This is a genomic window from Halomonas denitrificans (genome assembly GCF_003056305.1).
Taxonomy (GTDB): domain Bacteria; phylum Pseudomonadota; class Gammaproteobacteria; order Pseudomonadales; family Halomonadaceae; genus Halomonas; species Halomonas denitrificans.
Window position 1 is genome coordinate 300,317 of record NZ_PYVX01000004.1, and the last position, 20,223, is coordinate 320,539.

General features: G+C 70.5%; 22 protein-coding genes. 16 read left to right on the forward strand and 6 right to left on the reverse strand.

Translation table 11 applies throughout. The features are described 5' to 3' along the window. Window positions 1–57 precede the first annotated feature (57 nt). The 4 genes from C9F13_RS13100 (at window position 58) to C9F13_RS13115 (ending at window position 4,860) form a co-directional block, all read left to right on the forward strand. On the forward strand, window positions 58–1,254 hold the full coding sequence (locus C9F13_RS13100; protein WP_108446704.1) for a ChaN family lipoprotein: 1,197 nt from the start codon (window positions 58–60) through the stop codon (window positions 1,252–1,254). A gap of 125 nt (window positions 1,255–1,379) precedes the next feature. Next, window positions 1,380–1,850, forward strand: coding sequence for an aminoacyl-tRNA deacylase (locus tag C9F13_RS13105; protein WP_108446705.1), 471 nt, complete (start codon window positions 1,380–1,382; stop codon window positions 1,848–1,850). A gap of 102 nt (window positions 1,851–1,952) precedes the next feature. Further along, the gene (locus tag C9F13_RS13110; protein ID WP_108446706.1) at window positions 1,953–3,722 is read left to right on the forward strand and encodes a chloride channel protein; all 1,770 of its coding nucleotides are present in this window, start codon (window positions 1,953–1,955) and stop codon (window positions 3,720–3,722) included. Beyond that, window positions 3,709–4,860 (forward strand): extracellular solute-binding protein, encoded by a 1,152-nt coding sequence (locus tag C9F13_RS13115; RefSeq protein ID WP_108446707.1) that lies wholly within the window; start codon window positions 3,709–3,711, stop codon window positions 4,858–4,860. Before C9F13_RS13110 ends, C9F13_RS13115 begins: the two co-directional genes overlap by 14 nt. On the opposite strand, the gene C9F13_RS13120 is transcribed toward C9F13_RS13115, so the two are convergent. Beyond that, window positions 4,857–6,074 (reverse strand): methyltransferase, encoded by a 1,218-nt coding sequence (locus C9F13_RS13120; RefSeq protein WP_108446708.1) that lies wholly within the window; start codon window positions 6,072–6,074, stop codon window positions 4,857–4,859. The genes C9F13_RS13115 and C9F13_RS13120 overlap by 4 nt on opposite strands. A gap of 124 nt (window positions 6,075–6,198) precedes the next feature. On the opposite strand from C9F13_RS13120, the gene C9F13_RS13125 reads away from it, so the two are divergent. Continuing rightward, window positions 6,199–7,065: an SDR family oxidoreductase gene (locus C9F13_RS13125; RefSeq protein ID WP_108446709.1), complete on the forward strand. Its 867-nt coding sequence runs from the start codon at window positions 6,199–6,201 to the stop codon at window positions 7,063–7,065. Between the two features lie 16 nt (window positions 7,066–7,081). On the opposite strand, the gene C9F13_RS13130 is transcribed toward C9F13_RS13125, so the two are convergent. After that, window positions 7,082–8,050: a YbgA family protein gene (locus C9F13_RS13130; protein ID WP_108446710.1), complete on the reverse strand. Its 969-nt coding sequence runs from the start codon at window positions 8,048–8,050 to the stop codon at window positions 7,082–7,084. A gap of 211 nt (window positions 8,051–8,261) precedes the next feature. On the opposite strand from C9F13_RS13130, the gene C9F13_RS13135 reads away from it, so the two are divergent. Continuing rightward, a complete protein-coding gene (locus tag C9F13_RS13135; RefSeq protein ID WP_108446711.1) occupies window positions 8,262–8,609 on the forward strand; it encodes a putative quinol monooxygenase in 348 nt (115 codons plus the stop codon). A 13-nt stretch (window positions 8,610–8,622) separates the two neighbouring features. Here the strand turns inward: C9F13_RS13135 and C9F13_RS13140 are convergent, their stop codons facing one another. The 3 genes from C9F13_RS13140 to C9F13_RS13150 all read right to left on the reverse strand — a co-directional run bounded on the left by C9F13_RS13140 (window position 8,623) and on the right by C9F13_RS13150 (window position 10,317). Continuing rightward, window positions 8,623–9,351, reverse strand: a complete 729-nt coding sequence (locus C9F13_RS13140) for a maleate cis-trans isomerase family protein (protein WP_108446712.1) — start codon at window positions 9,349–9,351, stop codon at window positions 8,623–8,625. A 197-nt stretch (window positions 9,352–9,548) separates the two neighbouring features. Next, window positions 9,549–9,782, reverse strand: a complete 234-nt coding sequence (locus C9F13_RS13145; RefSeq protein ID WP_108446713.1) for a glycine zipper 2TM domain-containing protein — start codon at window positions 9,780–9,782, stop codon at window positions 9,549–9,551. A gap of 253 nt (window positions 9,783–10,035) precedes the next feature. Then, window positions 10,036–10,317 carry a DUF503 domain-containing protein gene (locus tag C9F13_RS13150; protein ID WP_108446714.1) on the reverse strand — a complete coding sequence of 94 codons (282 nt, stop codon included), beginning with the start codon at window positions 10,315–10,317 and terminating at the stop codon, window positions 10,036–10,038. Between the two features lie 103 nt (window positions 10,318–10,420). Here C9F13_RS13150 and C9F13_RS13155 point away from each other — a divergent pair, with 103 nt between their 5' ends. From C9F13_RS13155 to C9F13_RS13195, 9 genes are all read left to right on the forward strand, one after another. Then, complete coding sequence (locus tag C9F13_RS13155) at window positions 10,421–10,810, forward strand: gamma-glutamylcyclotransferase family protein (RefSeq protein WP_108446715.1); 390 nt, start codon at window positions 10,421–10,423, stop codon at window positions 10,808–10,810. Between the two features lie 82 nt (window positions 10,811–10,892). Beyond that, entirely contained in the window at window positions 10,893–11,216 is a 324-nt protein-coding gene (locus C9F13_RS13160; protein ID WP_108446716.1) for a hypothetical protein, read from the forward strand. 267 nt (window positions 11,217–11,483) lie between these two features. Further along, window positions 11,484–12,875 (forward strand): MFS transporter, encoded by a 1,392-nt coding sequence (locus C9F13_RS13165; protein ID WP_157955203.1) that lies wholly within the window; start codon window positions 11,484–11,486, stop codon window positions 12,873–12,875. A 170-nt stretch (window positions 12,876–13,045) separates the two neighbouring features. Further along, the gene (locus tag C9F13_RS13170; protein ID WP_108446718.1) at window positions 13,046–14,692 is read left to right on the forward strand and encodes a PEP-utilizing enzyme; all 1,647 of its coding nucleotides are present in this window, start codon (window positions 13,046–13,048) and stop codon (window positions 14,690–14,692) included. After that, on the forward strand, window positions 14,689–15,510 hold the full coding sequence (locus tag C9F13_RS13175; protein ID WP_108446719.1) for a PEP/pyruvate-binding domain-containing protein: 822 nt from the start codon (window positions 14,689–14,691) through the stop codon (window positions 15,508–15,510). The genes C9F13_RS13170 and C9F13_RS13175 overlap by 4 nt, the downstream gene beginning before the upstream one ends. Window positions 15,511–15,728: 218 nt before the next feature. Beyond that, entirely contained in the window at window positions 15,729–16,007 is a 279-nt protein-coding gene (locus C9F13_RS13180) for a peptidylprolyl isomerase (protein WP_108446720.1), read from the forward strand. Window positions 16,008–16,123: 116 nt separating this feature from the next. After that, window positions 16,124–16,330: a DUF6494 family protein gene (locus C9F13_RS13185; RefSeq protein WP_108446721.1), complete on the forward strand. Its 207-nt coding sequence runs from the start codon at window positions 16,124–16,126 to the stop codon at window positions 16,328–16,330. Window positions 16,331–16,337: 7 nt separating this feature from the next. Beyond that, window positions 16,338–17,261: an ABC transporter ATP-binding protein gene (locus C9F13_RS13190; protein ID WP_108446722.1), complete on the forward strand. Its 924-nt coding sequence runs from the start codon at window positions 16,338–16,340 to the stop codon at window positions 17,259–17,261. A gap of 2 nt (window positions 17,262–17,263) precedes the next feature. Further along, window positions 17,264–18,034, forward strand: a complete 771-nt coding sequence (locus tag C9F13_RS13195) for an ABC transporter permease (protein WP_425432888.1) — start codon at window positions 17,264–17,266, stop codon at window positions 18,032–18,034. On the opposite strand, the gene C9F13_RS13200 is transcribed toward C9F13_RS13195, so the two are convergent. Then, window positions 18,035–18,943 (reverse strand): carbamate kinase, encoded by a 909-nt coding sequence (locus tag C9F13_RS13200; protein ID WP_108446723.1) that lies wholly within the window; start codon window positions 18,941–18,943, stop codon window positions 18,035–18,037. It abuts the gene before it with no gap. A 203-nt stretch (window positions 18,944–19,146) separates the two neighbouring features. Here C9F13_RS13200 and yejK point away from each other — a divergent pair, with 203 nt between their 5' ends. Then, window positions 19,147–20,154, forward strand: coding sequence for a nucleoid-associated protein YejK (gene yejK / locus C9F13_RS13205; RefSeq protein ID WP_108446724.1), 1,008 nt, complete (start codon window positions 19,147–19,149; stop codon window positions 20,152–20,154). Window positions 20,155–20,223: the final 69 nt, after the last annotated feature.

Consider the following 20,223-nt stretch of genomic DNA (forward strand, 5'->3'; position numbering starts at 1 on the left):
TGAGACCAGCCCGCAGCGCTGCCGGGCGTGATCCGCCACGATAATCCGAGACCCCCGATGTCGCCAATCCGACTCCTGCGCCACCGCCGCCTCGCTCGCCTCGTCCGGCCGGCCGGGCTCGCCGTCGCCCTGGCCGTGCCCTGTGCCGCCGCCCTCGCCGCCCCACCCGAGGCGTCCCGTGACGTCCAGGCATGCCCCGCGCCCGGCCAGTGGGTGACCGACGACGGCGCGCGGCGCTCCACCGCGGCGCTGATGCCCGAGCTCGCCGAGCGCCGGGTGCTGCTGCTCGGCGAGCAGCATGACCGGCTTGATCACCACCGCTGGCAGCTCCATACCCTGGCCGCCCTGCATGCCCATCGCCCATCGATGGTGATCGGCCTGGAGATGCTGCCCCGGGAGGCCCAGCCGGCGCTGGACGCCTGGATCGCCGGCGAGCTCGACGAGGCGGCCTTTCTCGCAGAGAGCGACTGGCAGCAGGCCTGGGGCTTCGATCCCTTGCTCTACCTGCCGATCCTGCACTTCGCGCGGATGCAGCGGATCCCGCTGGTGGCCCTCAACGTCGCCCCCGCCCTGCGCGGACGCCTGGCCGCGGAGGGCTGGGAGGCCGTGCCGGCGGAGGCGCGCTTCGGCATCACCCCGCCGGCGCCGGCCGCGCCGGCCTATCGCGAGCGCCTCACGGCGATCTTCGAGCAGCACGTCGAGCGCAACGACGATCCCGCCGCTCTCGAGCGCTTCATCGCCGCCCAGCTGGTCTGGGACCGTGCCATGGCCGCCGCACTGGCGAAGGCCTCGCGTCCCGACACCCTGGTGGTGGGCTTGATGGGCCAGGGGCACCTCGCCGGCGGCGATGGGGTACCCGCCCAGCTCGACGACCTGGGCCTCACCGATCACCGAAGCCTGCTGCCCTGGACGCCGGGCGACGACTGCGCCACGCCGACGGAGCACGCCGACGCGCGCTACGTGCTGGGCGACGAGTCCGCCTTCCAGCCCGCCGCCCCGCTGCGCCTCGGCGTGCTGCTCGAGCCCCACCCGGAGGGCGTGCGCGTGGTGAGCGTCGGCGAGGCGAGCGTGGCCGAGCAGGCGGGCCTCGCGGCGGGCGACGTGATCGTCTCCGCCGCCGGGGTCGCCGTTGCGCAACCCACCGACCTCAGCGCCATCCTGCGCCGCCAGGCACCGGGCACCCTGCTGCCGCTGGGGGTAAAGCGCGACGGCGTCGTCCAAGAGCGGCTGGCGCGCTTTACCCCCGCGACCTGAGCGGGCCCGCGGGTCGAAGCGGCGGTGTCGACAACGGACTATGCTGAAGGGATGGAACGCACCATCCACCCACAGGGAGGCCACCACTGTCGACCCCGGCCCGAGCGGCCGAAGGAGGAAGTGTCATGAGCATGCCCATGACGATCCGAGAGTATCTCCGCGCCTGTGACATCGATTTCGAGGAAGTCCCCCACCCCCGCGAAGTGAGCAGTAGCCGCATCGCCGAACGCGCCCACGTCGCCGGCGACCAGATGGCCAAGGCGGTCATGCTGAAGGGCGACGACGGCTACCGCCTGGCCGTGCTGCCGAGCACCTGCGACGCCGATCTCGACCGCCTCACGGCGCTCTTCCACGAGCGGGTCGAGCTGGCCTCGGAGCCGCAGATCGCCGAGACCTTCACCGACTGCGACCCCGGCGCCACCACCCCGGTGGGCCAGGCCTACGGCCTGAAGGTCTACATCGACGACATGCTGCGCCACCAGCCCGATATCTACTTCGAGGCCGGCGACCACCGGACCCTGGTGCACATGAGCGGCCGCGAGTTCGATCGCCTGATGACCGACAGCCCGCACGGCCACTTCAGCCGGCACCACTGAGCCGCCGTCACCGCGCCCCTTCCGGCCGCGCCCCTGCCCCAGGGGCGCGGCCGGCCTGTTCCTCGCCTTGCCTGGGGCGAGCCCCCCGCCTACACCTTGGTGATGAGATCGCTTTTCGCCGCCACCCACGCCGGCCGCGCGCCGCTGGCCGTCGTCCGCTTCCTGGGGCTGGTGCTGCTCGGCGCCGTCATCGGCGCCATCGCCGCGCTCGTCGCGGAGGGCTTCGTCGCCGCCGTGCTCTGGCTCAACGACCTGCTGCTGATCTCGCCGCGCAGCCGCATGATGTTCGAGCACCCGGGTCCGCTGGTCGTCCTCACCATCGCCGTGCCGACCCTCGGCGGGCTGGCGGTCGGCCTCGTGCACCTCGCCATTCCCGAGCGGCGCCCGCATACCCCGGCCGACGCGATCGCCGCCGTGCAGACCCGTCGCGGCCGCCTGCCGGCGCGGGCCGGCGGCCTCTCGGCGCTCGGCGCCCTGCTCTCGCTCGGCTGCGGGGCCTCGGTCGGCCAGTACGGCCCCCTGGTGCACCTCGGCGCCACCCTGGGCTCCCTCGGCGCCCGGCTACTGCGCCTGGGGCGCTCCGAGGACAACGTCACCATCGCCTGCGGGGTGGCCGCCGCCATCGCCACGGCCTTCAACGCGCCGCTGGCCGGCATCGTCTTCGCCCACGAGGTGGTGCTGCGCCACTACGCCCTGCGCGCCTTCGCCCCGGTGGCCGCGGCGGCCCTGGTCGGCCACGTGATCGCCGCCACCCTGCTCCAGCGCGGCGCGTTCTTCCACGTCGCCGACACCGCCGTGCCGCGCCCCTGGGAGTTCATCGCCTTCCTCGCCATCGGCGGCCTCGGCGCTCTGGTCGCCGGTGCCTACATGGGCACCCTGCTCGGCATCGGCCGCCTGGCGCGGCGCCTGCCGCTGGCCGCGCCGCTACGCCCGGCCCTCGCCGGCGCCCTGCTCGGCCTCGCCGCCCTCTGGGTCCCCGATATCCTTGGCATGGGCCAGGAGACGCTGCGCTTCGCCACCATCGCCGGCGCCTTCGGCGGCGGCGAGCTGCTGCTGGTCCTGGTGCTCAAGATCGCCGCCACCGGGCTCTGCCTGGGCATGGGCTTCGGCGGCGGGGTGTTCAGCCCGGCGCTGGTCATCGGCACCCTATTCGGGGCGCTGTGCGCCGGCCTCGTCGGCGCACTCGGCGGGGCGACCCAGGAGACCTTCGTCTTCTATGCCGTCTGCGGCATGGTGGCGGTCACCGCGCCGGTGATCGGCGCCCCCCTGACCAGCCTGCTCATCGTCTTCGAGCTCACCGGCAGCTACGCGCTGACCACCGCGGCACTGGCGAGCGTGACCCTCGCGAGCCCCATCGCCGCCCAGCTCTTTGGCCGCTCGCTGTTCGATATCCAGCTCGCCGAGCGCGGCCTGGATCTCTCCGCCGGCCGCGGCCGCGCCATGCTGCGCGCGACCCCGGTGGTAGAGCACCTGTCCCAAGAGGGCGTGATCCTGCACCCCCGGACGCCGGTGGCCGAGGCGGTCACCGCGCTGTGTCGGGCCCGCCACGGCGAGGGCTACCTGGTCGACGAGGCGGGGCGCTACCGGGGCTGCGTGAGCCTGGCCGACCTGGAGGCGGCGCGGGAGGCGATGCCGGATGGCCCCGAGCCATCGCCGCGGGTGGAGCGGGTCGTCCCGCTGGCACGCCCCGTGCTGGCCCCCGACGCCACGCTGTGGGACGCCATGGCCGCGCTCGAGGACGTCACCGGCGAGGCCCTGCCGGTGGTCGACGCCGAGGGCGCCTTCCTGGGGGTGGTCTTCGAATCGAGCATCGCCCGCGCCTACCTGGCCCGCGGCGACGAGCTGAGACGGGAGGAGCATGGCACCGGATAGGCACTCGTCAGAGAAAACGCCGACGCAAGGGCGAGCCCGCCGGGCGGCGCGCCGGCTGGGGCTGGCCCTCGTTCTGGTCACCGCGCCGGTCACGGCCGAGGACCACGCCCTGGTCGTGCTGAGCTGGGGCGGGGCCTACGAGCGCGCCCAGCAGGCGGCGCTGTTCGCGCCCTACACCGCCGCCACCGGCCGTCAGGTGAGCGTGCGGCAGTACGACGGCGGGATCGCGGGGCTCAGGCGCGCCGTGGCCGCGGGCGAGGTGCCCTGGGACCTGATCGACATGACCCGCAGCGAGGCGATGGCCGCCTGCGACGAGGGGCTCCTCGAGCCGCTCTCCCCCGCGCTGCTGGCACCGGCACCGGACGGCACCCCGGCCCAGGCGGACTTCCTGCCGGGAGCCCTCGGGCGCTGCGCCGTCACCCACAGCATCTTCGCCACCGTCATCGCCTACCGCACCGACGCCTTCCCCGGCCGTCGACCCACCCGGATCGGCGATCTCTTCGACCAACAACGCTTCCCCGGCCCGCGCGCCCTGCAGGACACCCCGGCGGTCAACCTGGAGTGGGCGCTGCTCTCCTATCGGGTGCCCCGGGAGGAGCTCTATCGGCTGCTCAGCACGCGCCGCGGCCTGGCGCTGGCCTGGGCGCGCCTGGACAGCCTCGACGAGATCCGCTGGTGGCAGGCCGGCGATACCCCGCCGCGCCTGCTGGCCGAGGGCGAGGTGGTGATGGCCTCGGGCTACAACGGCCGCTTCTTCGAGGCCATGGTCCATCGCGGTGCACCCATCGAGATCCTCTGGGACGGCCAGGTCCAGGAGCACGAGTCCTGGGCGATCCCGCGCGGCGCGCCCCACCCCGAGGCGGCGCGCGACTTCCTGCGCTTCGCCACCGCCACCGAGCGCCTCGCCGAGCTGGCCCGTCGCATCCCCTACGGCCCGGCCCGGCGCTCCGCGGCCGTGCGGGTCACCACTCACCCCGAGAGCGGCGTGGACATGCGCCTGCACATCCCGACCCACCCGCTGAACGCTGAGCGGGCGGTGACCAAGGACGAGACCTGGTACGCCCGCACCCGCTCGCGGATCCAGGCGCTCTTCGCGGCCTGGCGCGCCGAACGCGACGCGAGGCCGGCGCAAGACTAGCGCCGCGCGGCGCGCAGCAGCAGGTTGCGCGGGGTCAGCTCGCGGGCGCAGAAGGTACCAAGCTCCACCGCGAAGCCCGCCTCCTCCAGGCGCAGGGCACGATCCAGCACCAGCCACACCTCCAGCGGACGACGGAACAGGTGGCGCACCAGCTCGCGGCGCACCACCTCGCCCCGGCGCCGCTCGCCGGCGGCCTCGAAGGCCGCCCAGTCGATGTCCGCCGGCATGGCCAGGCCCTTCTGTTCGGCCGCCCAGCGGCAGAAGCCCGCGAAGTCCGCCGGCAGCCGGCCGTAGGCCAGGCTCGGCACCGGCAGGTAGGCGTCGACGCCGCGCACCTCGCGCTGCAGCAGGTCGAAGCCAAGCCGCCAGGCGCCGGCCTGCTCGCGCCGACGGCGCACGTGCCGCGGCGCGGTCACCGTCTCCTGCACCGCCATGGCGAGCTCCTCGCGACTGAGCGTGAGCCCCAGCGCCGCCGCCCGCTCCCGCCCCTGCTGCGACAGGGGCCGATAGTGCGCCGCGGCGGTGCGCTGATAGCAGCAGGGCGCCAGGGTCACGGCGCTGCCCTGGGCGGCACAGAGCTCGATCAGCCGCGCGTGCAGGTCGCCGCAGGCGTGCAGCGCCGCCACGTGCGTCTCGGACGAAAGCCAGCGCCCCGCCTCGGGCGCCAGCACGTCCTGCTCGGCCATGCGTACCGCCGCGCCCTGGCGGTCGGCCAGTCGCTGCCCGTCCTGGCAGAGCGCCGCCTGCCACTCCAGCGCCGTCACCTCGGTCTCGCCGCGGCGCGAGAGCGCCCGGGCCAGGTGCCCCTTGCCGGCGCACCACTCCACCAGCCGCTCGTCGGGCGCGGCCGCTACCCGAGGCAGGAAGGCCTCGATCTGCGACCACTTGCGTCCGCCGACGTGGGCCGCCCAGGCCGCCGGCAGCGCGTCGCCGTCGCCGTCGAGTTCAGGCAGCGCCGAAAGCGCCTCGAGCTTTGCCACCGGCAACCACTCGGCGAGGGGCGAGTCGGTGAAGGGCGCGTCCTGAAGGCGCGCCGCCTCGTCGTCGGTGAGCGCCAGCAGCGCCGCGTCCAGTGCCGAGGATGCCTCGCCCCAGGGCGAGGCCCGGTGCTGGAACGGCAGCGGACGCCACAGCGGCTGCGACTCGGCGAGCAGCACGGTCAGCCGCGCGAAGCGCTCGGCATGGGACAGGGAGGGGGCAACAGACGGGGACATGGACGCTCGACCTCGGAAGTGGCCCGCATTGTAGGGGCTTCGAGCGCGGCTTGCATGGTCGGGCGCCAGGCGACAGAGTGCGGGGTTGCCTTACCCTCTTCCCCGACCGCCAGGAGCCCGATCGATGTCCGCCTCCCCCGATACTCCCACCCGAAGCGTGCTGGTCACCGGGGCCTCCAGCGGCATCGGCCGAGCCGCCGCCCTGGCCCTGGCCGAGCGCGGCTGGCGGGTGTTCGCCACCGCGCGTCGCGACGCGGACCTGGCGCGGCTGCGCGAGGCGGGCCTGACGGCGGTCTACCTCGATCTCAATGAGAGCGAATCGATCGCCGCCTGCGTCGAGACGGTGCTGGCGGCGACCGGCGGGCGGCTCGAGGCGCTCTTCAACAACGCCGCCTACGGCCAGCCCGGCGCGGTGGAGGATCTCTCCCGGGCGGTGCTGCGCGCCCAGCTGGAGACCAACCTGCTCGGCACCCACGAGCTCACCTGCCGGGTGCTGCCGGCGATGCGCCGCCAGGGCGGCGGGCGCATCGTGCAGAACAGCTCGGTGCTGGGGCTGGCCGCCCTGCCCTACCGCGGCGCCTACGTCTGCTCCAAGTTCGCCCTCGAAGGGCTGACCGACACCCTGCGCCTGGAGCTTCACGGCAGCGGCATCCACGTCAGCCTGATCGAGCCGGGGCCGATCACCAGCCGCTTTCGCGAGAGCGCCTACCGCGCCTTCAAGGCGCATATCGACACCGCGGCAAGCGCCCACGCCGAGACCTACCGCGCCGTGGAGGCGCGACTGGCCGGCGACGACGGCGGCGGGCGCTTCACCCTGGGGCCCGAGGCGGTGGTCGAGAAGCTGGTGCATGCCCTGGAGAGCCGGCGCCCCAGGGCGCGCTACTACGTGACCCTGCCGACCCACCTGTTCGGCACCCTGAGGCGGCTGCTCGGCACCCGGCTGCTTGATCGGCTGCTGCTGCGCTCCACCCGTGACGAGCGCCGGCTCTAGCGGCGCGCGAGGTGCGTCAGATGGTGTTGCGCAGGCCCAGCTCAAAGGGGTGCGGGTCGAGGTAGGTCTGGGCGCGGATGTAGTCCGAGCCGTAGCGCTTCACGTAGTGGGTGAGCAGGCGGATCGGCACCACCAGGTGCACGTGGCCCTGGCGGTAGTCCTCGATGGCCGTCAGCAGGTCCTGGCGGGCCTCGCCGTCGACGGCCTGCTTGAGGTAGCCCAGCACGTGCAGCAGGGCGTTAGTGTGGCCCTTGCGGGTCGCCGGCCGGCCGAGCGCCGCCATGAAGCGCTGCAGGTAGTGGGCCATGGCCTCGTCGAGCGGCCGCTTGCTGGCGTCGGCCAGGTAGCGGCCCAGCTCGCGATAGGTCTCCACGTGGTGGGCCATCAGCAGGTACTTCTGCCGGCTGTGAAACTGCAGCAGGGCGTGATAGCTGGGCGCGGCCTCCACCTGGCGCTTCCAGTCGTCGAAGGCGTAGACCCGGGTGATGAAGTTCTCGCGCAGCACGGCATCGTTGAGCCGCGCCTCCTCCTCCAGTGGCAGCTCCGGGAAGTGGCGACGCAGGGCGCGCACGAAGGCGCCCGAGTCCGAGTGGCTGGGCATGCCGTTGGGGTGGTAGACCTTGACCCGCTCGAGCCCGCAGCTCGGTGAGCCCTTCATCAGGATGAAGCCGCGCAGGTGGCGGTGGCCGTCGACGAACGCCTGGCTGACCTCCTCCAGGCGCTCGGTGACGTCGAGGCTCGGGTCCTGGGTGCCCAGCACCCGGGGCGTCTCGTCGTGCAGGCCGACCAGGCGGATGGGCTCGCGCGGCACGCCGAGCCCGGCGGCGAGCTCGGGGCAGAAAGGCTCGAAGGCGAAGCGCTCCTGGAGCACCTCCAGGCAGTAGCGGGAGCGCTTGTGCCCGCCGTTGTAGCGCACCTGCTCGCCCGTCAGGCAGGCGCTGATGCCGACAGGAATCCGTTCCCTGCTTGCCGACTGCTCCGTCATTGCCGCTCTCCTCATCTTGCCTCTGGCTCGCCTGAGCCGACCCTGCGCCAGCGCCCCGGAATTCCCCCGGGGCCGCCTCATTGTCGCATAGCCGCGCCGAGCTGCCAGCCCGCGGCGCAGACGCTCGACCCGCCGACCCAGCGTCCCGCAGCTGGTGGCGCTTCGCGCTTGTTGGTATCGTCGCCGCGCCATCCCCCCATCAGGAGTCACCATGTCACAGAAGATCTACTGCACCGCGAGCTTCAAGCCCAAGCCCGGCCGGGAAGACGCCGTCTTCCGCGCCCTCCAGGCCCTGGAGCCGAACGCCCACCGCGAGGACGCCTGCCTGCACTACACCGTCACCCGTCGCATCGACAACCCCTTCGCCCAGGGCGAGAGCTACCCCATCGTCTTCCACGAGATCTGGGCCAACCGCGAGGCCTTCGAGGCGCACTGCCAGCGCCGCGAGATCCGCGCGTTCTTCGCCACCCACCTCGAGGACCCGGACGGCGACATCGAGGACGCCAACGTCTGCGTCTACACCGACGAGCCCACCGACTTCGACGCGCCCGAGCTCTGATCCGCCCGCCGGCTCAGCGCTCGGCCAGCGGCCCGAGCAGCGCCGGTGGCCGCCACGCTCCCCCGAGCCGCCTTAGGCCGGCCCAGAGGGTCACCTGGTTGGCGGTCAGCACCTCGCGGCCGGCCTCCCGGACCAGTGCCTCGCGCACCGCCAGGGTGTCGATGGCGGTATCGGGGATCAGCAGCGGCCGCGCGGTGTCGGGATGGCGGGCGGCGAAGCGGCGCACCTCCTCGCAAATGTCGGCGCGGTGCGAGTCCGCGGCATAGGGGCAGTCCAGCGCCTTGTCGTGGATCACGCCGACCCCGCCCTCGCGCAGGAAACTCACCAGCCTCAGGGTGACGTCGTCCGGATAGGGGCTCAGCAGGTCGACCCGCTCGTGCCCGAGGGCATCGAGGGCATCGAGAAATGCCAGCGCCGTGCTGGTCACCGGTACCCCAAGCCGCGCCTCGAGGGCGGCGCGCTGCTCCCGGGCCCAGCCGAGCCCGCCGATGAAACTGGCGCTGGTGCAGGCCCACACCACGGCACGTGCCCCGGCCTCCTCGACCAGCCACTCGCCCGGCGGGGCCAACCGCTCCACGGCGCCCAGGGCGAGCAGCGCCGCCGGGGCGTGGTGGCCATCGCTTGGCACCCGGCCCAGGGCGAGCCGCGGCAGCTCGTGGCCTCGCTTCCCCAGGGTGAGCCACTCGTAGTCATCCGGCCCGTCGTCGGGCAGCAGGATGCCCAGGCAGTCGGCGTGCATCATGTCAGACACTCCGTAAACGGCCATGCGTGCAGGTTCCATCTCCATGAGCCGGGGATTCGTCCGGCGCTCCGACCGGCGGCCCATCTCGCTCGCGGTTCCACGGCCTCGAAACGCACCGCCCCTTCGCTCAGGACGAAGGGGCGAGCCGGATTGCAGCAAAGGGGCCGGGGCAGGATGCCCCGTGCCGCGCGACGACCTCAGTCGTCGCCGTCGACCTCGTGGCCAATGATGCCGCCGATGGCCGCACCGCCGAGGGTACCGGTCGTGCTGCCGCCGGTGAGGATGGAGCCCCCCACGGCACCCGCGCCGGCCCCGAGGACGGTATTCCGGTCCTGGGTCGACATGCCGGAACAGGCGGTGAGGCCAAGCGCCAGCAACGCCGCAACCGCGACGCGGGGCCATCGATGTGTCGTGTTATGCAGGGTCTTCATATGGAATACCTCTCCTTGGCTATCAAGCCGCCTGTCGCGGCGTTCACGAATCCATCGAGCGGCACGGCAAACACCCCCGGCCACTCGGCGACGTCCCAGCCCGTAATGACTTCTGGCTGACAACAAGGTTCCCTCCCACGACAGGGCGACCTCGTGGCACGGACGAATCTGCGTGGCGTCCGAGAAACCCCGGGAGCGGCTTGGTCTAAAGCTCGGCAACGTCGGCATCGACCCAAGGTCGGAGGGGAACGCCTCACAACGGTTCTCGGCGGACATTCATCACCCGGCCATCGACCGTACGCTGACACTTCTCCTCGATCTCGCTGCACAGCGCCTCCACGGCCCGCGCCGTGCGCCCCACCACCACGAAGGTCCACTCGCTGGCATCGTGACGATCGTGATCACCGCTCTCGCAGACGGCGACCGCCGGCTGGCGTCCGAAGCGTTCGTGAAGCCCCCCCATGCGCTGCCGCTTCTCCTTGAGGGAGCGACAGCCCGGCAGGGCGAACGTCAGGGTGAGGATCGTGATGTGCATGGGCTCCTCCTTTGGCGCGGCCCGGCGGCGCGCGGTAAGCTCATGGCCGGCGCTCGCGCCCTCATGCCCGCATCGAGATCCAACGTACAAGGAGGCAACGGCCATGCACACCCCGACCCTGGCCGTGACCCGCACACCGCTGGTCGCCGTCTACGGCACCCTGAAGCGCGGCCTGCGCAACCATCACTGGCTCGACGGCGCCGCCTTCCTGGGTGAAGACCGCCTCAGCGACGCCACGCTCTACGACCTGGGGCCCTACCCCGCCGCCAAGCTCGAGCCCTCCCGGGGCATCGCGGTGGAGGTGTTTCGGGTCGATGCCCGGCTGCTGGCCGGCCTCGACCGGCTGGAGGACTACCGGGTGCGCACCCCGCGCGAGGGCGACTACGACCGCCTCGTCCAGGCGACCGCGTTCGGCCCCGCCTGGCTCTATCTCTACAACCGCCCGGTCGCCGGTTATCCAGTGATCCGCGAAGGCCCCTGGCTGCCCCGCTAGCGCCGCGCCTATGCTATAAACGCGCTCTCGAAGGCGGCGCCTTCGCGATATCCCCCTGTGCGACACCACCAAGGAGACGGTCATGGTTCGCTTCGTTATCACCCTCGCCGCGCTGGCCGGCCTGGCCTACGGCGGCATCTACTTCTACTACGACGTCAGCCTGAAGCGCGCCGTCGGCGATCACCTCGACCGCCTCGGCCTCACCGCGGTGGAGGTGAAAGGGATCGACTTCGCCCCCATGGCGCCGCTGGTCACCGACACCCATATCACCGCCGAGGTCGCCTACCGCAGCGCCGAGGCGAGCCTCGACATCCGCGTGATCGGCCATCCGGTGTTCTCCGAGGAGTATCGTCTCGAACTCGACAGCCTGCAGGCCTTCCGCCTCAGCATCGGGGCGGGCGAGTGAACCCGGGCCGTGAGACGGCCCCGGCTCGGCCCCGCTGTGACAGCCATCGACCGCCGTCGTCCGCGTGATGCGGTCCCGACATGCCGGAGAGTCGTGCAGGGATGCCGTATTCTGATCACCTCCACCGTCGGGCTTGTGCCTGTCGCATGCCGGTGGCCCATACCGAGCGGCATGTCGGAGAACACCTCGTCGACGGGGGGCGCCAGAAAGTCGCCGTTGAGCGCAGAGCCTGCGCCATGCGCATGGCGACACTGACGGGGCGCCCCCTTGAACGCCAGCGACGCTGACACCCGAATGCACGCCGCAAGCACGGCGGCCCTGCTGATCGCCTCAGCGCAGGCACCGCTGGGGTCGACGCTGATCGCCGTGGCGCTCCCTTCCATCGGCATCGGAATCGGGGCGGATCTCGTCCTGATCACGGGTCTGCTAGTCACCGGCTATCTGGTCGTCAACGTGGTCTGCCAGGGGCCGGCGGGAAAGATCAGCGATCTCATCGGGCATTCGCGCATCCTGTGGACGGGGATCGGGCTTTACGTCATCGGCGCGGGGGTCGGGCTCCTGGCACAGGGTGTCGGCCTCCTGTTCGTGTCACGCTGCACGATGGCGGCTGCCGGTGCGCTGGTGGTCCCCGCAACCCTCGCCCTGATGCGCCTGCATGTACCCACAGCAAGGCGTGGCCGTATCTTTGGCCTGTTTGGCGCGACCATGGGCATTGCCGCGGCAGGGGGACCCGCCCTGGGGGGTGAGATCGTGAGCCTGTTCGGCTGGCGCGCCGTGTTCATCGCCAATTTGCCATTCCTGGCGCTTTCGGCCCTTCTGTTGCACCGGTATCCCTTGCCTGCAAGCCACATCCCGGCACGGCGTTCCCTGAGGGCACTGACCCAGTCGCTGGATGGTGTCGGCATCGGCCTGCTGGCGCTGTCCCTGGCGCTTTTGATCGTGGCGAGCAGACTCGATGGCCCGGGTTTTATCGCCACGATTCTGGCGGGGACGCTCGTCGGCATCGCCTTTGTCAGCTGGGAGATGAAGGCCGCAGCCCCCGTCTTCGATCCGCACCTGTTTTCTCTGCCTGCCTTTGCCGCGGGAACGCTGATGATCGCCTTGCAGAACTTCGCGATGTACGGATTGCTATACCAGTTGCCGCAGTTCTTTTCCGTGTTCCGCGAGGCAGCGCCGCGCGACATCGGCTACCTGCTGTTCGTGATGATGATCGGCATGGTGGTGGCCGCACCGGTGGGTGGACACCTGACCGACCGGATCAGCGCACGGTGTGCGGCGCTCCTGGGGTGTGCGCTGCTGCTGTCGGGCATGGTGCAGCTCTGGCACCTGGCGTCGTTCGAGTCTCCGCAGGACGCCATGCTGGCCCTGCTGATCTTCGGGCTGGGCCTTGGCCTGTGCAACGCGTCCGCCCAGGCCTCCTTGATGAGCGCCGTAGAGTCGGGGCAGGCGGGAATGGCCGCCGGGGTCAGTTCCACGATGCGCTATCTCGGAGGAATCCTGAGCATCCTGGTTCTCGGCGCGGTCCTGGGAGGCGACACGATCGTCAGCGTGACGCGCCATGAGGTCATGATCTGGCTGTTTACCGTGGCCATCGTGCTGTCCGCCCTCATGAGCCAGCGCCTGCTGGGCGCGGGGAATACGGCGGCAGGATCCCCCTGACGTCGCTTCCTCGGCTGCCTTTCGCCGATGCCTCCGGCCGTGCCCGTCGTGCCTGCCCGCCCCTTCCTGAGGGGGAGATAAAGCCCCCCTGTCAGGGATGTGAAGTCTGCTAGCATCAATCTAGTGCCCGACCTTCCCCCCGAGCTGCACTCACGGCAGGACATGACACCATGAACCGTCCCACTCCGTCCGCCCCGACCGCCTTTGAAGCCCCCGGACCGGGAACCTGGTCCGTTGACGCGGCGCATTTCCCGCGCCCGGTCTCGCATTTTCAGGCCGAGATCCATCCACCAGGCATCACCAGCGGGTTTCTGGAGTGCGCACGCCGCTATGGGTTGCTGATCGACACCCTGGACTTCCGGTTCGTGAACGGTTTCGCCTACTCGAGCCCCGTCCCCGCGGCCGAGGCGGACATTCCGGCGCGTTTCACGGCCGCCGAGGAGGTGTTCCGGACCAAGATCTGGAGAGAGGATCTCGAACGCTGGGACCGCGACGTGAAACCCGCCTCCATCAAGACGCATCAGGCGCTGCTGGCCGTAGACCCCGCCACACTGTCCGACGACGAACTGATGACCTATGTCGATCGTTGCCGCGACAACCTGCAACGCATGATTCATCAACATCACAGTTTCAATCTGGCGGCGATTCTTCCGGTGGGGGATTTCATGGCCCATGTCGGCGCCTGGACCAGCCTGCCGATGGGCGAGTTTCTCGCGCTGACGCGTGGATCGGCACCGGAATCCGCCGGCTCCTTTCCGGAGATGGATCGCCTGGCCGAGGAGATACGCCACCGCCCGGATGCCCGCGAGCTCCTGGAGTCCGGGCAGGCGAGTGCGGAGATCCTCGAGCAGCTCCGCCACGAGTCGGGTTCACTGGGCGAAGCGACGAGAGCCTATCTTGACGTGGTGGGCGACCGACTGCTCAACAGCCTGGATACCGCCGAGCCCAGGGCCATCGAAGTGCCCGACGCCCTCGTCGCCCGGATCAGGCTGGCCGTCGCGCAGCCTGCGCATCGGGACGGGGCCGTCACCGAAGGGGAAGTGGCCAGGCTGCGAGACAAGATTCCCTTGGAACACCGCGTCCAGTTCGATGAGCTTCTCGACGAGGTGCGTCTCATGTCGCGGCTGCGTGACGAGCGTGGCTTCTACAGCGACGTCTGGGCGGGGGGCGTCATGCGCCGCGCCCTGCTTGCCGCCGGCGAGAGGCTTGCCGCGGAGGGCAGGATCGACGCAGCGGCACATCTCATCGAGGCAAGCTACGAGGAGATCCAGGCCCTTCTGCGCCGCGCGGGTGGCCCTGGCGCCGCGGAACTGGCGGAACGCGCCAGGTATCGCGAGGAGCAACGGGCCGAGAATGCGCCCGCGGAACTCGGCGATCCCGCCTCTCCGCCGCCCCCGATGGACGGCCTGCCGCCAGAGGTGATACGCGTGATGACCGCCCTGGTGACGGCCATTCAATCCCTCGGGGCGGGGCCTCGAGACCAGCGCGACAGTCCCGTCATCAAGGGCATCGGGGCGAGCCCCGGCACCTACAGCGGACGCGCCCGGGTCATCGACACGATCGCAGACCTCGGTCGCCTCGAGCAGGGTGATGTACTGATCACGGCGGCGACCACGGATTCCTTCAATATCGTCCTTCCCCTGCTGGGCGCCATCGTCACGAATGCCGGCGGCCTGCTCTCCCATGCCGCCATCGTGGGGCGCGAATATGGCATCCCCTCGGTCGTGGGGACCCGCAACGCCACCGAGCGGATCGCAGACGGTACACGGGTGACGGTGGACGGCACCACCGGCGACGTCCGGATCGACGCCCCATGACGCCGAGGCCATTGTCATCGGCCCGCGATGCGCGGCACTTCGGCGGAAAGGCAACCCAACTCGGTGCGGCGATCCGCGCAGGACTGCCGGTGCCCGACGGTTGCGCCCTCGATACCGCGTTCGTCGATGCGATCGCCTCGGGTGCCCCCGGCGCGCTGGTCGAGCTTGCGGGTATCTGCGCGCAGTTTCCCGGTCCGGTGGCGGTCAGATCCTCGGCCATCGGCGAGGACTCGGATGATGCGAGCTTCGCCGGACAGCATGCCACCGTCCTCAACGTCATGGGGGTCGAGGCCGTGACGGACGCCGTTCGGGCGGTCCGGGAATCGGCGTGGACGGCGTCTGCCCGGGCGTATCGCGACCGCGTGGGAGTGGATACGGACATCCGCATGGGCGTGATCATTCAGCGTCTTGTCGACGCGGAGGTGGCCGGCGTGCTGTTCACCTGCCACCCGGTGACCGGACAGGACGAGCGTGTCATCGAGGCCGTGTGGGGGCTGGGTGAAGCGGTTGTCCAGGGGCTTGTCATCCCCGACTGCTATCGCATGGATCGTGCCGGACGCCTGATCGAATGCCGCGCAGGCGTCAAGGACATCCGTATCCAGCGGATGTCCGGGGGCCTGACCCGCAAGGAGGCCGTCGCCGAGCACCTAGTCGAGCATCCCTGCCTGGATGCAGAGAAACTGGCGGCGCTGCATGGTCTGGTTTCCCGGTGCGAGGACGCGTTCGGGAGTGGACCCCATGACATCGAATGGGCGTTCGAGCACGAGCTTGCGTACCTGCTGCAATTACGCCCGGTGACGAAACGCTCGACGGCCTGACACGCCAGCCGGCATGGAGGCGGCGAAACGACTGGAGGGGCAAGCGCCCATCGCCCTTTCCCGCTCGTTCAGGACGAAGGCAGACAGCCCACGAGACCGCTGCCCGAATGTCACCCACGGTAAACGGGAACCAGTTCTCGGGGGCACCCATTAGGGGTGGCGTGATATGCTCGCCGCATCATCAACCGGCATCCCAGCCGATCGTCGAGGAGAGCAACATGGCTCAGGCAAGCGCACGTCATATCCTGGTGGACAGCGAAGCGAAGTGTAACGAACTCAAGGCCGAGATCGAGGGCGGTCGCGACTTCGCCGAGGTCGCTCGCGAGCACTCCAACTGCCCCTCCGGCCGCCAGGGCGGCGAGCTCGGCACCTTCGGCCCGGGCCAGATGGTGCCGGAGTTCGACAAGGTGGTATTCGAGGGCGAGGTGGGCAAGGTCCACGGCCCGGTGAAGACCCAGTTCGGCTACCACCTGCTGGAGATCACCAGCCGCAGCTGAGCCCCCGGGTCCGCTGTCAGGAGCCGCGCATGGAGCCCATGCGCGGCTTTTTCTTGTACAGTACCTGTATGACGTAGAGGATAATGGCAGGTCACCGACGCCAGAGGAGCCCTTCGATGAACGACGACACCTTCCACCACAGCATCAGAAAGCTGCTCAAGAACGTGGGCGTGAACAGCCAGCAGGAGATCGAGCGGGCCGTGCGCCAGGCGCTGGCCGACGGGCGCCTGAGGGGTGACGAGACCCTGCCGGCGACCGTGAAGGTCGAGGTGGCGGGCCTCGAGCTGGATCTCGAGTTCACGGGAGACATCACCCTTGAGTGACACGCCGATGATCCGCGTCGAGGGGCTGTCAAAGACCTTCGCCGACGGCTTCCAGGCGCTGGTCGATGTCGACCTGACGATCCAGCGCGGCGAGATCTTCGCCCTGCTCGGCCCCAACGGCGCCGGCAAGACGACGCTGATCAGCGTGATCTGCGGGCTGGTCAACGCAAGCCAGGGCCGAGTGCTGGTGGATGGCCACGACAACGTCGCCGACTACCGCGCCGCCCGCTCGCTGATCGGCCTGGTGCCCCAGGAACTGACCAACGAGGCCTTCACCACGGTGTGGGACACGGTCAGCTTCAGCCGCGGGCTCTTCGGCAAGCCCAAGGACCCGGCGCACATCGAGAAGGTACTGCGTTCGCTGACCCTGTGGGAGAAGCGCCACAGCCGGCTGCTGGAGCTCTCCGGCGGCATGAAGCGCCGCGTGCTGATCGCCAAGGCGCTCTCCCACGCGCCCCAGGTGCTGTTCCTCGACGAGCCCACCGCCGGGGTCGACGTGGAGCTGCGCCGCGAGATGTGGGAGGTGGTGCGCGGCCTTCGCGATCAGGGGGTGACGATCATCCTCACCACCCACTACATCGAGGAGGCCGAGGAGATGGCCGACCGCATCGGGGTGATCCGCCGCGGGGAGATCGTGTTGGTGGAGAACACCCATGCGCTGATGCACAAGCTCGGCAGCAAGGAGCTGACCCTGCACCTTCAGGAGCCGCTCACGGCGGTGCCGGAGTCGCTGGCCGGCCACGGCCTGGTGCTCGGCGACGAGGGGCACGCGCTGGTCTACAGCTACGACGCGGCCCGTCCGGAGGACGGCTCGACCATCTCCGGGCTGCTCGCCGACCTCGAGGCGGTGGGCGTGCGGGTGCGCGACCTGCACACTCGCCAGAGCTCGCTGGAGGACATCTTCGTCAGCCTGGTCCAGGAGCGCCAGTGATCATGAATCGCATCAACCTTCAGTCCGTCAAGACCCTCTACTGCGCCGAGATGGCGCGCAGCCTGCGCACCATGCTGCAGAGCATCGTCTCGCCGGTGATCTCCACCTCGCTCTACTTCGTGGTGTTCGGCGCGGCCATCGGCACCCGGATCAGCGAGGTGGACGGGGTGAGCTACGGCGCCTTCATCGTGCCGGGCCTGATCATGCTGATGCTGCTGACCCAGAGCGTCTCCAACGCCTCCTTCGGGATCTTCTTCCCGCGCTTCTCGGGTTCGATCTACGAGATCCTCTCGGCGCCGATGTCCTACGTCGAGGTGGTGGTGGGCTACGTCGGGGCGGCGGCCACCAAGTCGCTGCTCCTCGGGCTGATCGTGCTGGTCACGGCGCGGCTCTTCGTGCCCTACTCCATCGATCACCCGCTGATGATGGCGGTCTTCCTGGTGCTCACCGCGGTGACCTTCAGCCTGCTCGGCTTCATAATCGGCATCTGGGCCGACGGCTTCGAGAAGCTGCAGCTGGTGCCGCTGCTGGTGATCACCCCGCTGACCTTCCTCGGCGGCACCTTCTACTCCATCGACATGCTGCCGCCCTTCTGGCAGGCGGTGACCCTGGCCAACCCGGTGGTCTACCTGGTCAGCGGCTTTCGCTGGAGCTTCTACGGCATCAGCGACGTGAGCCCGCTGGTCAGCCTCGGGATGATCCTGCTGTTCCTCTCGGTGGCGCTCGCCATGGTGGGCTGGATCTTCAGGAGCGGCTACCGCCTCAAGCCCTGATCATGCCCGGATCAGGGTGCCGGCCTGGCCCTCGAGGATCCGTCCGGCATCCTCCAGCGCGCCGATGCCGGCGACCCCGCCCCGGGCGGTGACGAACTCGCAGGCGGCCGCCACCTTGGGGCCCATGGAGCCCGGCTCGAAGGCGAGCTCGGCAAGCGCCTCGGGCGTCACGCGATGCAGCGGGCTCGGCGCGGGCCCGCCCCAGCCCTGGTACACCGCCGCCACGTCGGTCAGCAGCAGCAGGGCATCGGCATCCAGCCGGGTCGCCAGCAGGCCGGAGGCGTGGTCCTTGTCGATCACCGCCTCGATCCCTTCCAGCCGCCCGCCGGCGCCGCGCACGGTGGGAATGCCGCCGCCCCCGACGCAGATCACCACCACCCCGGCGTCCACCAGCCGGCCGATGACGTCGATGGGCAGGATGCGCCGCGGCAGCGGCGAGGCGACGACCCGCCGCCAGCGTCCGGGGGAGGAGACGACGAAGGCCCAGCCCCGCTCGGCCTTCCAGCGATGCATGTCGGCGAGGCCATACTCCGGGCCGATGGGCTTGCTCGGCAGCAGGAAGGCAGGATCGTCGGCATCTACCTCGACCCGGGTCAGCAGGGTCGCGCAGCGCGCGCCGGGTGGCATCTCGTTCATCAGCTCCGTCTCGATCAGGTAGCCGATCATGCCCTCGGTCTGGGCGTCCAGCACGTCCAGCGGATAGGCCTCCCGCGGCTGGTAGGCCTGGGCCTGGAGGCTGAGCAGCCCCACCTGGGGGCCGTTGCCGTGGGTCACCACCAGCTGGTGCCGGCCGGCCAGTTCGGCCAGGCCCCGCGCGGCGCGGCGCACGTTGTGGCGCTGGTTGTCGATGGTCATGGGCTCGCCCGGCCGCAACAGGGCACTGCCGCCAAGGGCCACCACGATACGCATGCGGATCCGCCTCCGGGGTCGCTGTCGGGGCTCGCCTCGAGCCACCGGAATCCGGCGCGAGGCGGCGTCGCCCCGGGCCCTCGGCCTTTCCCTCAGCATAGTCCGCGCGGGTCGTGGCCGGCGGTGACGAGTCGCCGAGCGGCTATCGAGCGACGCCGCCGGCGGGTATCATCCCCACCCTCGCCCTTCACCGCGGAGCTCCCATGCCGATCCTGCACAGCATCATCCATCGCATCGACACGGCCTCCGGCGAGACGCCGACGCTGACGCCCGCCGCCGAGGAGCTCGCCCCCTCGGCGGCGCTGGACGACCTGCTGGCCGGCGTCAACGACGCCTTCAACGCCAAGCCCAAGGCCTGGGGCCACTTCCTCGACGCCACGCCCGAGGGCGAGGTGAGCTCGCCGTTCGCCACCGAGCTCGCCGACTTCCTCGACGGCGGCCGCGACTTCGCCACCTTCAGCCGCGACGTGGCGAAGCGCCTCGCCGAGCTGATCGGCGACCACCTGACGCTCTCCGGCGATCTCTTGATGGTCGATCAGCGCGTCGGCGACGCCCGCTACCTCTTCCTGGCGCTGCTGCACCACCGCAGCGGGTTCGGCGTCGACGACGATCTCGCCGTGGTCCCGGTGCGCCAGCTCAATCTGACGCAGATGAGCCTCGCCGCGCGCCTCGACATCCGCCAGTGGCAGGGCGAGGCGCCCTCGAAGCAGTACCTCGCCTGGACCAAGGACCGCGGCGGCAAGAAGCTCGCCGAGGGCTTCGCCGCCCTGCTCGGCGCCACGGAGGGGGTGGACGCCACGGGCGAGACCCGCACCCTGCTCAAGGCCTTCAGCGACTACGTGGAGCAGGAGGACCTGCCCGAGGAGGCCAGCCGAGAGAAGACCGATGCACTGATCGACTACGCCAGCGACCAGGCGAGCCGCGGCGAGCCGATCACCCTGGAGGAGCTCTCCGAGGTGCTCGACGAGCAGCAGCCGAAGGCCTTCTATGAGCATATCCGCAACGCCGACTACGGCCTCTCCCCGGAGATCCCGCCCGACAAGCGCACCCTCAACCAGTTCCGGCGCTTCGCCGGGCGTTCGGGGGGCGTGTCGGTCAGCTTCGACTCCCACCTGCTGGGCTCCAGCGTCGAGTACGACGAGGAGCAGGATCGGCTGATCATCAAGCAGGTGCCCAAGCAGCTGCGCGAGCAGCTCAAGCGCCAGGACTGACGGCGCGCCCTTCCCGAGGCGTCGCCTCTCCCGAGGCACCAGCGTCGGCGAAGGGCGCGAAGCGGGCTA

Bases quoted from the DNA above. Each gene is read 5' to 3' on its own strand.
- C9F13_RS13100 (WP_108446704.1), top strand. From the start codon at position 58: ATGTCGCCAATCCGACTCCTGCGCCACCGCCGCCTCGCTCGCCTCGTC.
- C9F13_RS13105 (WP_108446705.1), top strand. From the start codon at position 1,380: ATGAGCATGCCCATGACGATCCGAGAGTATCTCCGCGCCTGTGACATC.
- C9F13_RS13110 (WP_108446706.1), top strand. From the start codon at position 1,953: ATGAGATCGCTTTTCGCCGCCACCCACGCCGGCCGCGCGCCGCTGGCC.
- C9F13_RS13115 (WP_108446707.1), top strand. From the start codon at position 3,709: ATGGCACCGGATAGGCACTCGTCAGAGAAAACGCCGACGCAAGGGCGA.
- C9F13_RS13120 (WP_108446708.1), bottom strand. From the start codon at position 6,074: ATGTCCCCGTCTGTTGCCCCCTCCCTGTCCCATGCCGAGCGCTTCGCG.
- C9F13_RS13125 (WP_108446709.1), top strand. From the start codon at position 6,199: ATGTCCGCCTCCCCCGATACTCCCACCCGAAGCGTGCTGGTCACCGGG.
- C9F13_RS13130 (WP_108446710.1), bottom strand. From the start codon at position 8,050: ATGACGGAGCAGTCGGCAAGCAGGGAACGGATTCCTGTCGGCATCAGC.
- C9F13_RS13135 (WP_108446711.1), top strand. From the start codon at position 8,262: ATGTCACAGAAGATCTACTGCACCGCGAGCTTCAAGCCCAAGCCCGGC.
- C9F13_RS13140 (WP_108446712.1), bottom strand. From the start codon at position 9,351: ATGATGCACGCCGACTGCCTGGGCATCCTGCTGCCCGACGACGGGCCG.
- C9F13_RS13145 (WP_108446713.1), bottom strand. From the start codon at position 9,782: ATGAAGACCCTGCATAACACGACACATCGATGGCCCCGCGTCGCGGTT.
- C9F13_RS13150 (WP_108446714.1), bottom strand. From the start codon at position 10,317: ATGCACATCACGATCCTCACCCTGACGTTCGCCCTGCCGGGCTGTCGC.
- C9F13_RS13155 (WP_108446715.1), top strand. From the start codon at position 10,421: ATGCACACCCCGACCCTGGCCGTGACCCGCACACCGCTGGTCGCCGTC.
- C9F13_RS13160 (WP_108446716.1), top strand. From the start codon at position 10,893: ATGGTTCGCTTCGTTATCACCCTCGCCGCGCTGGCCGGCCTGGCCTAC.
- C9F13_RS13170 (WP_108446718.1), top strand. From the start codon at position 13,046: ATGAACCGTCCCACTCCGTCCGCCCCGACCGCCTTTGAAGCCCCCGGA.
- C9F13_RS13175 (WP_108446719.1), top strand. From the start codon at position 14,689: ATGACGCCGAGGCCATTGTCATCGGCCCGCGATGCGCGGCACTTCGGC.
- C9F13_RS13180 (WP_108446720.1), top strand. From the start codon at position 15,729: ATGGCTCAGGCAAGCGCACGTCATATCCTGGTGGACAGCGAAGCGAAG.
- C9F13_RS13185 (WP_108446721.1), top strand. From the start codon at position 16,124: ATGAACGACGACACCTTCCACCACAGCATCAGAAAGCTGCTCAAGAAC.
- C9F13_RS13190 (WP_108446722.1), top strand. From the start codon at position 16,338: ATGATCCGCGTCGAGGGGCTGTCAAAGACCTTCGCCGACGGCTTCCAG.
- C9F13_RS13195 (WP_425432888.1), top strand. From the start codon at position 17,264: ATGAATCGCATCAACCTTCAGTCCGTCAAGACCCTCTACTGCGCCGAG.
- C9F13_RS13200 (WP_108446723.1), bottom strand. From the start codon at position 18,943: ATGCGTATCGTGGTGGCCCTTGGCGGCAGTGCCCTGTTGCGGCCGGGC.
- yejK (WP_108446724.1), top strand. From the start codon at position 19,147: ATGCCGATCCTGCACAGCATCATCCATCGCATCGACACGGCCTCCGGC.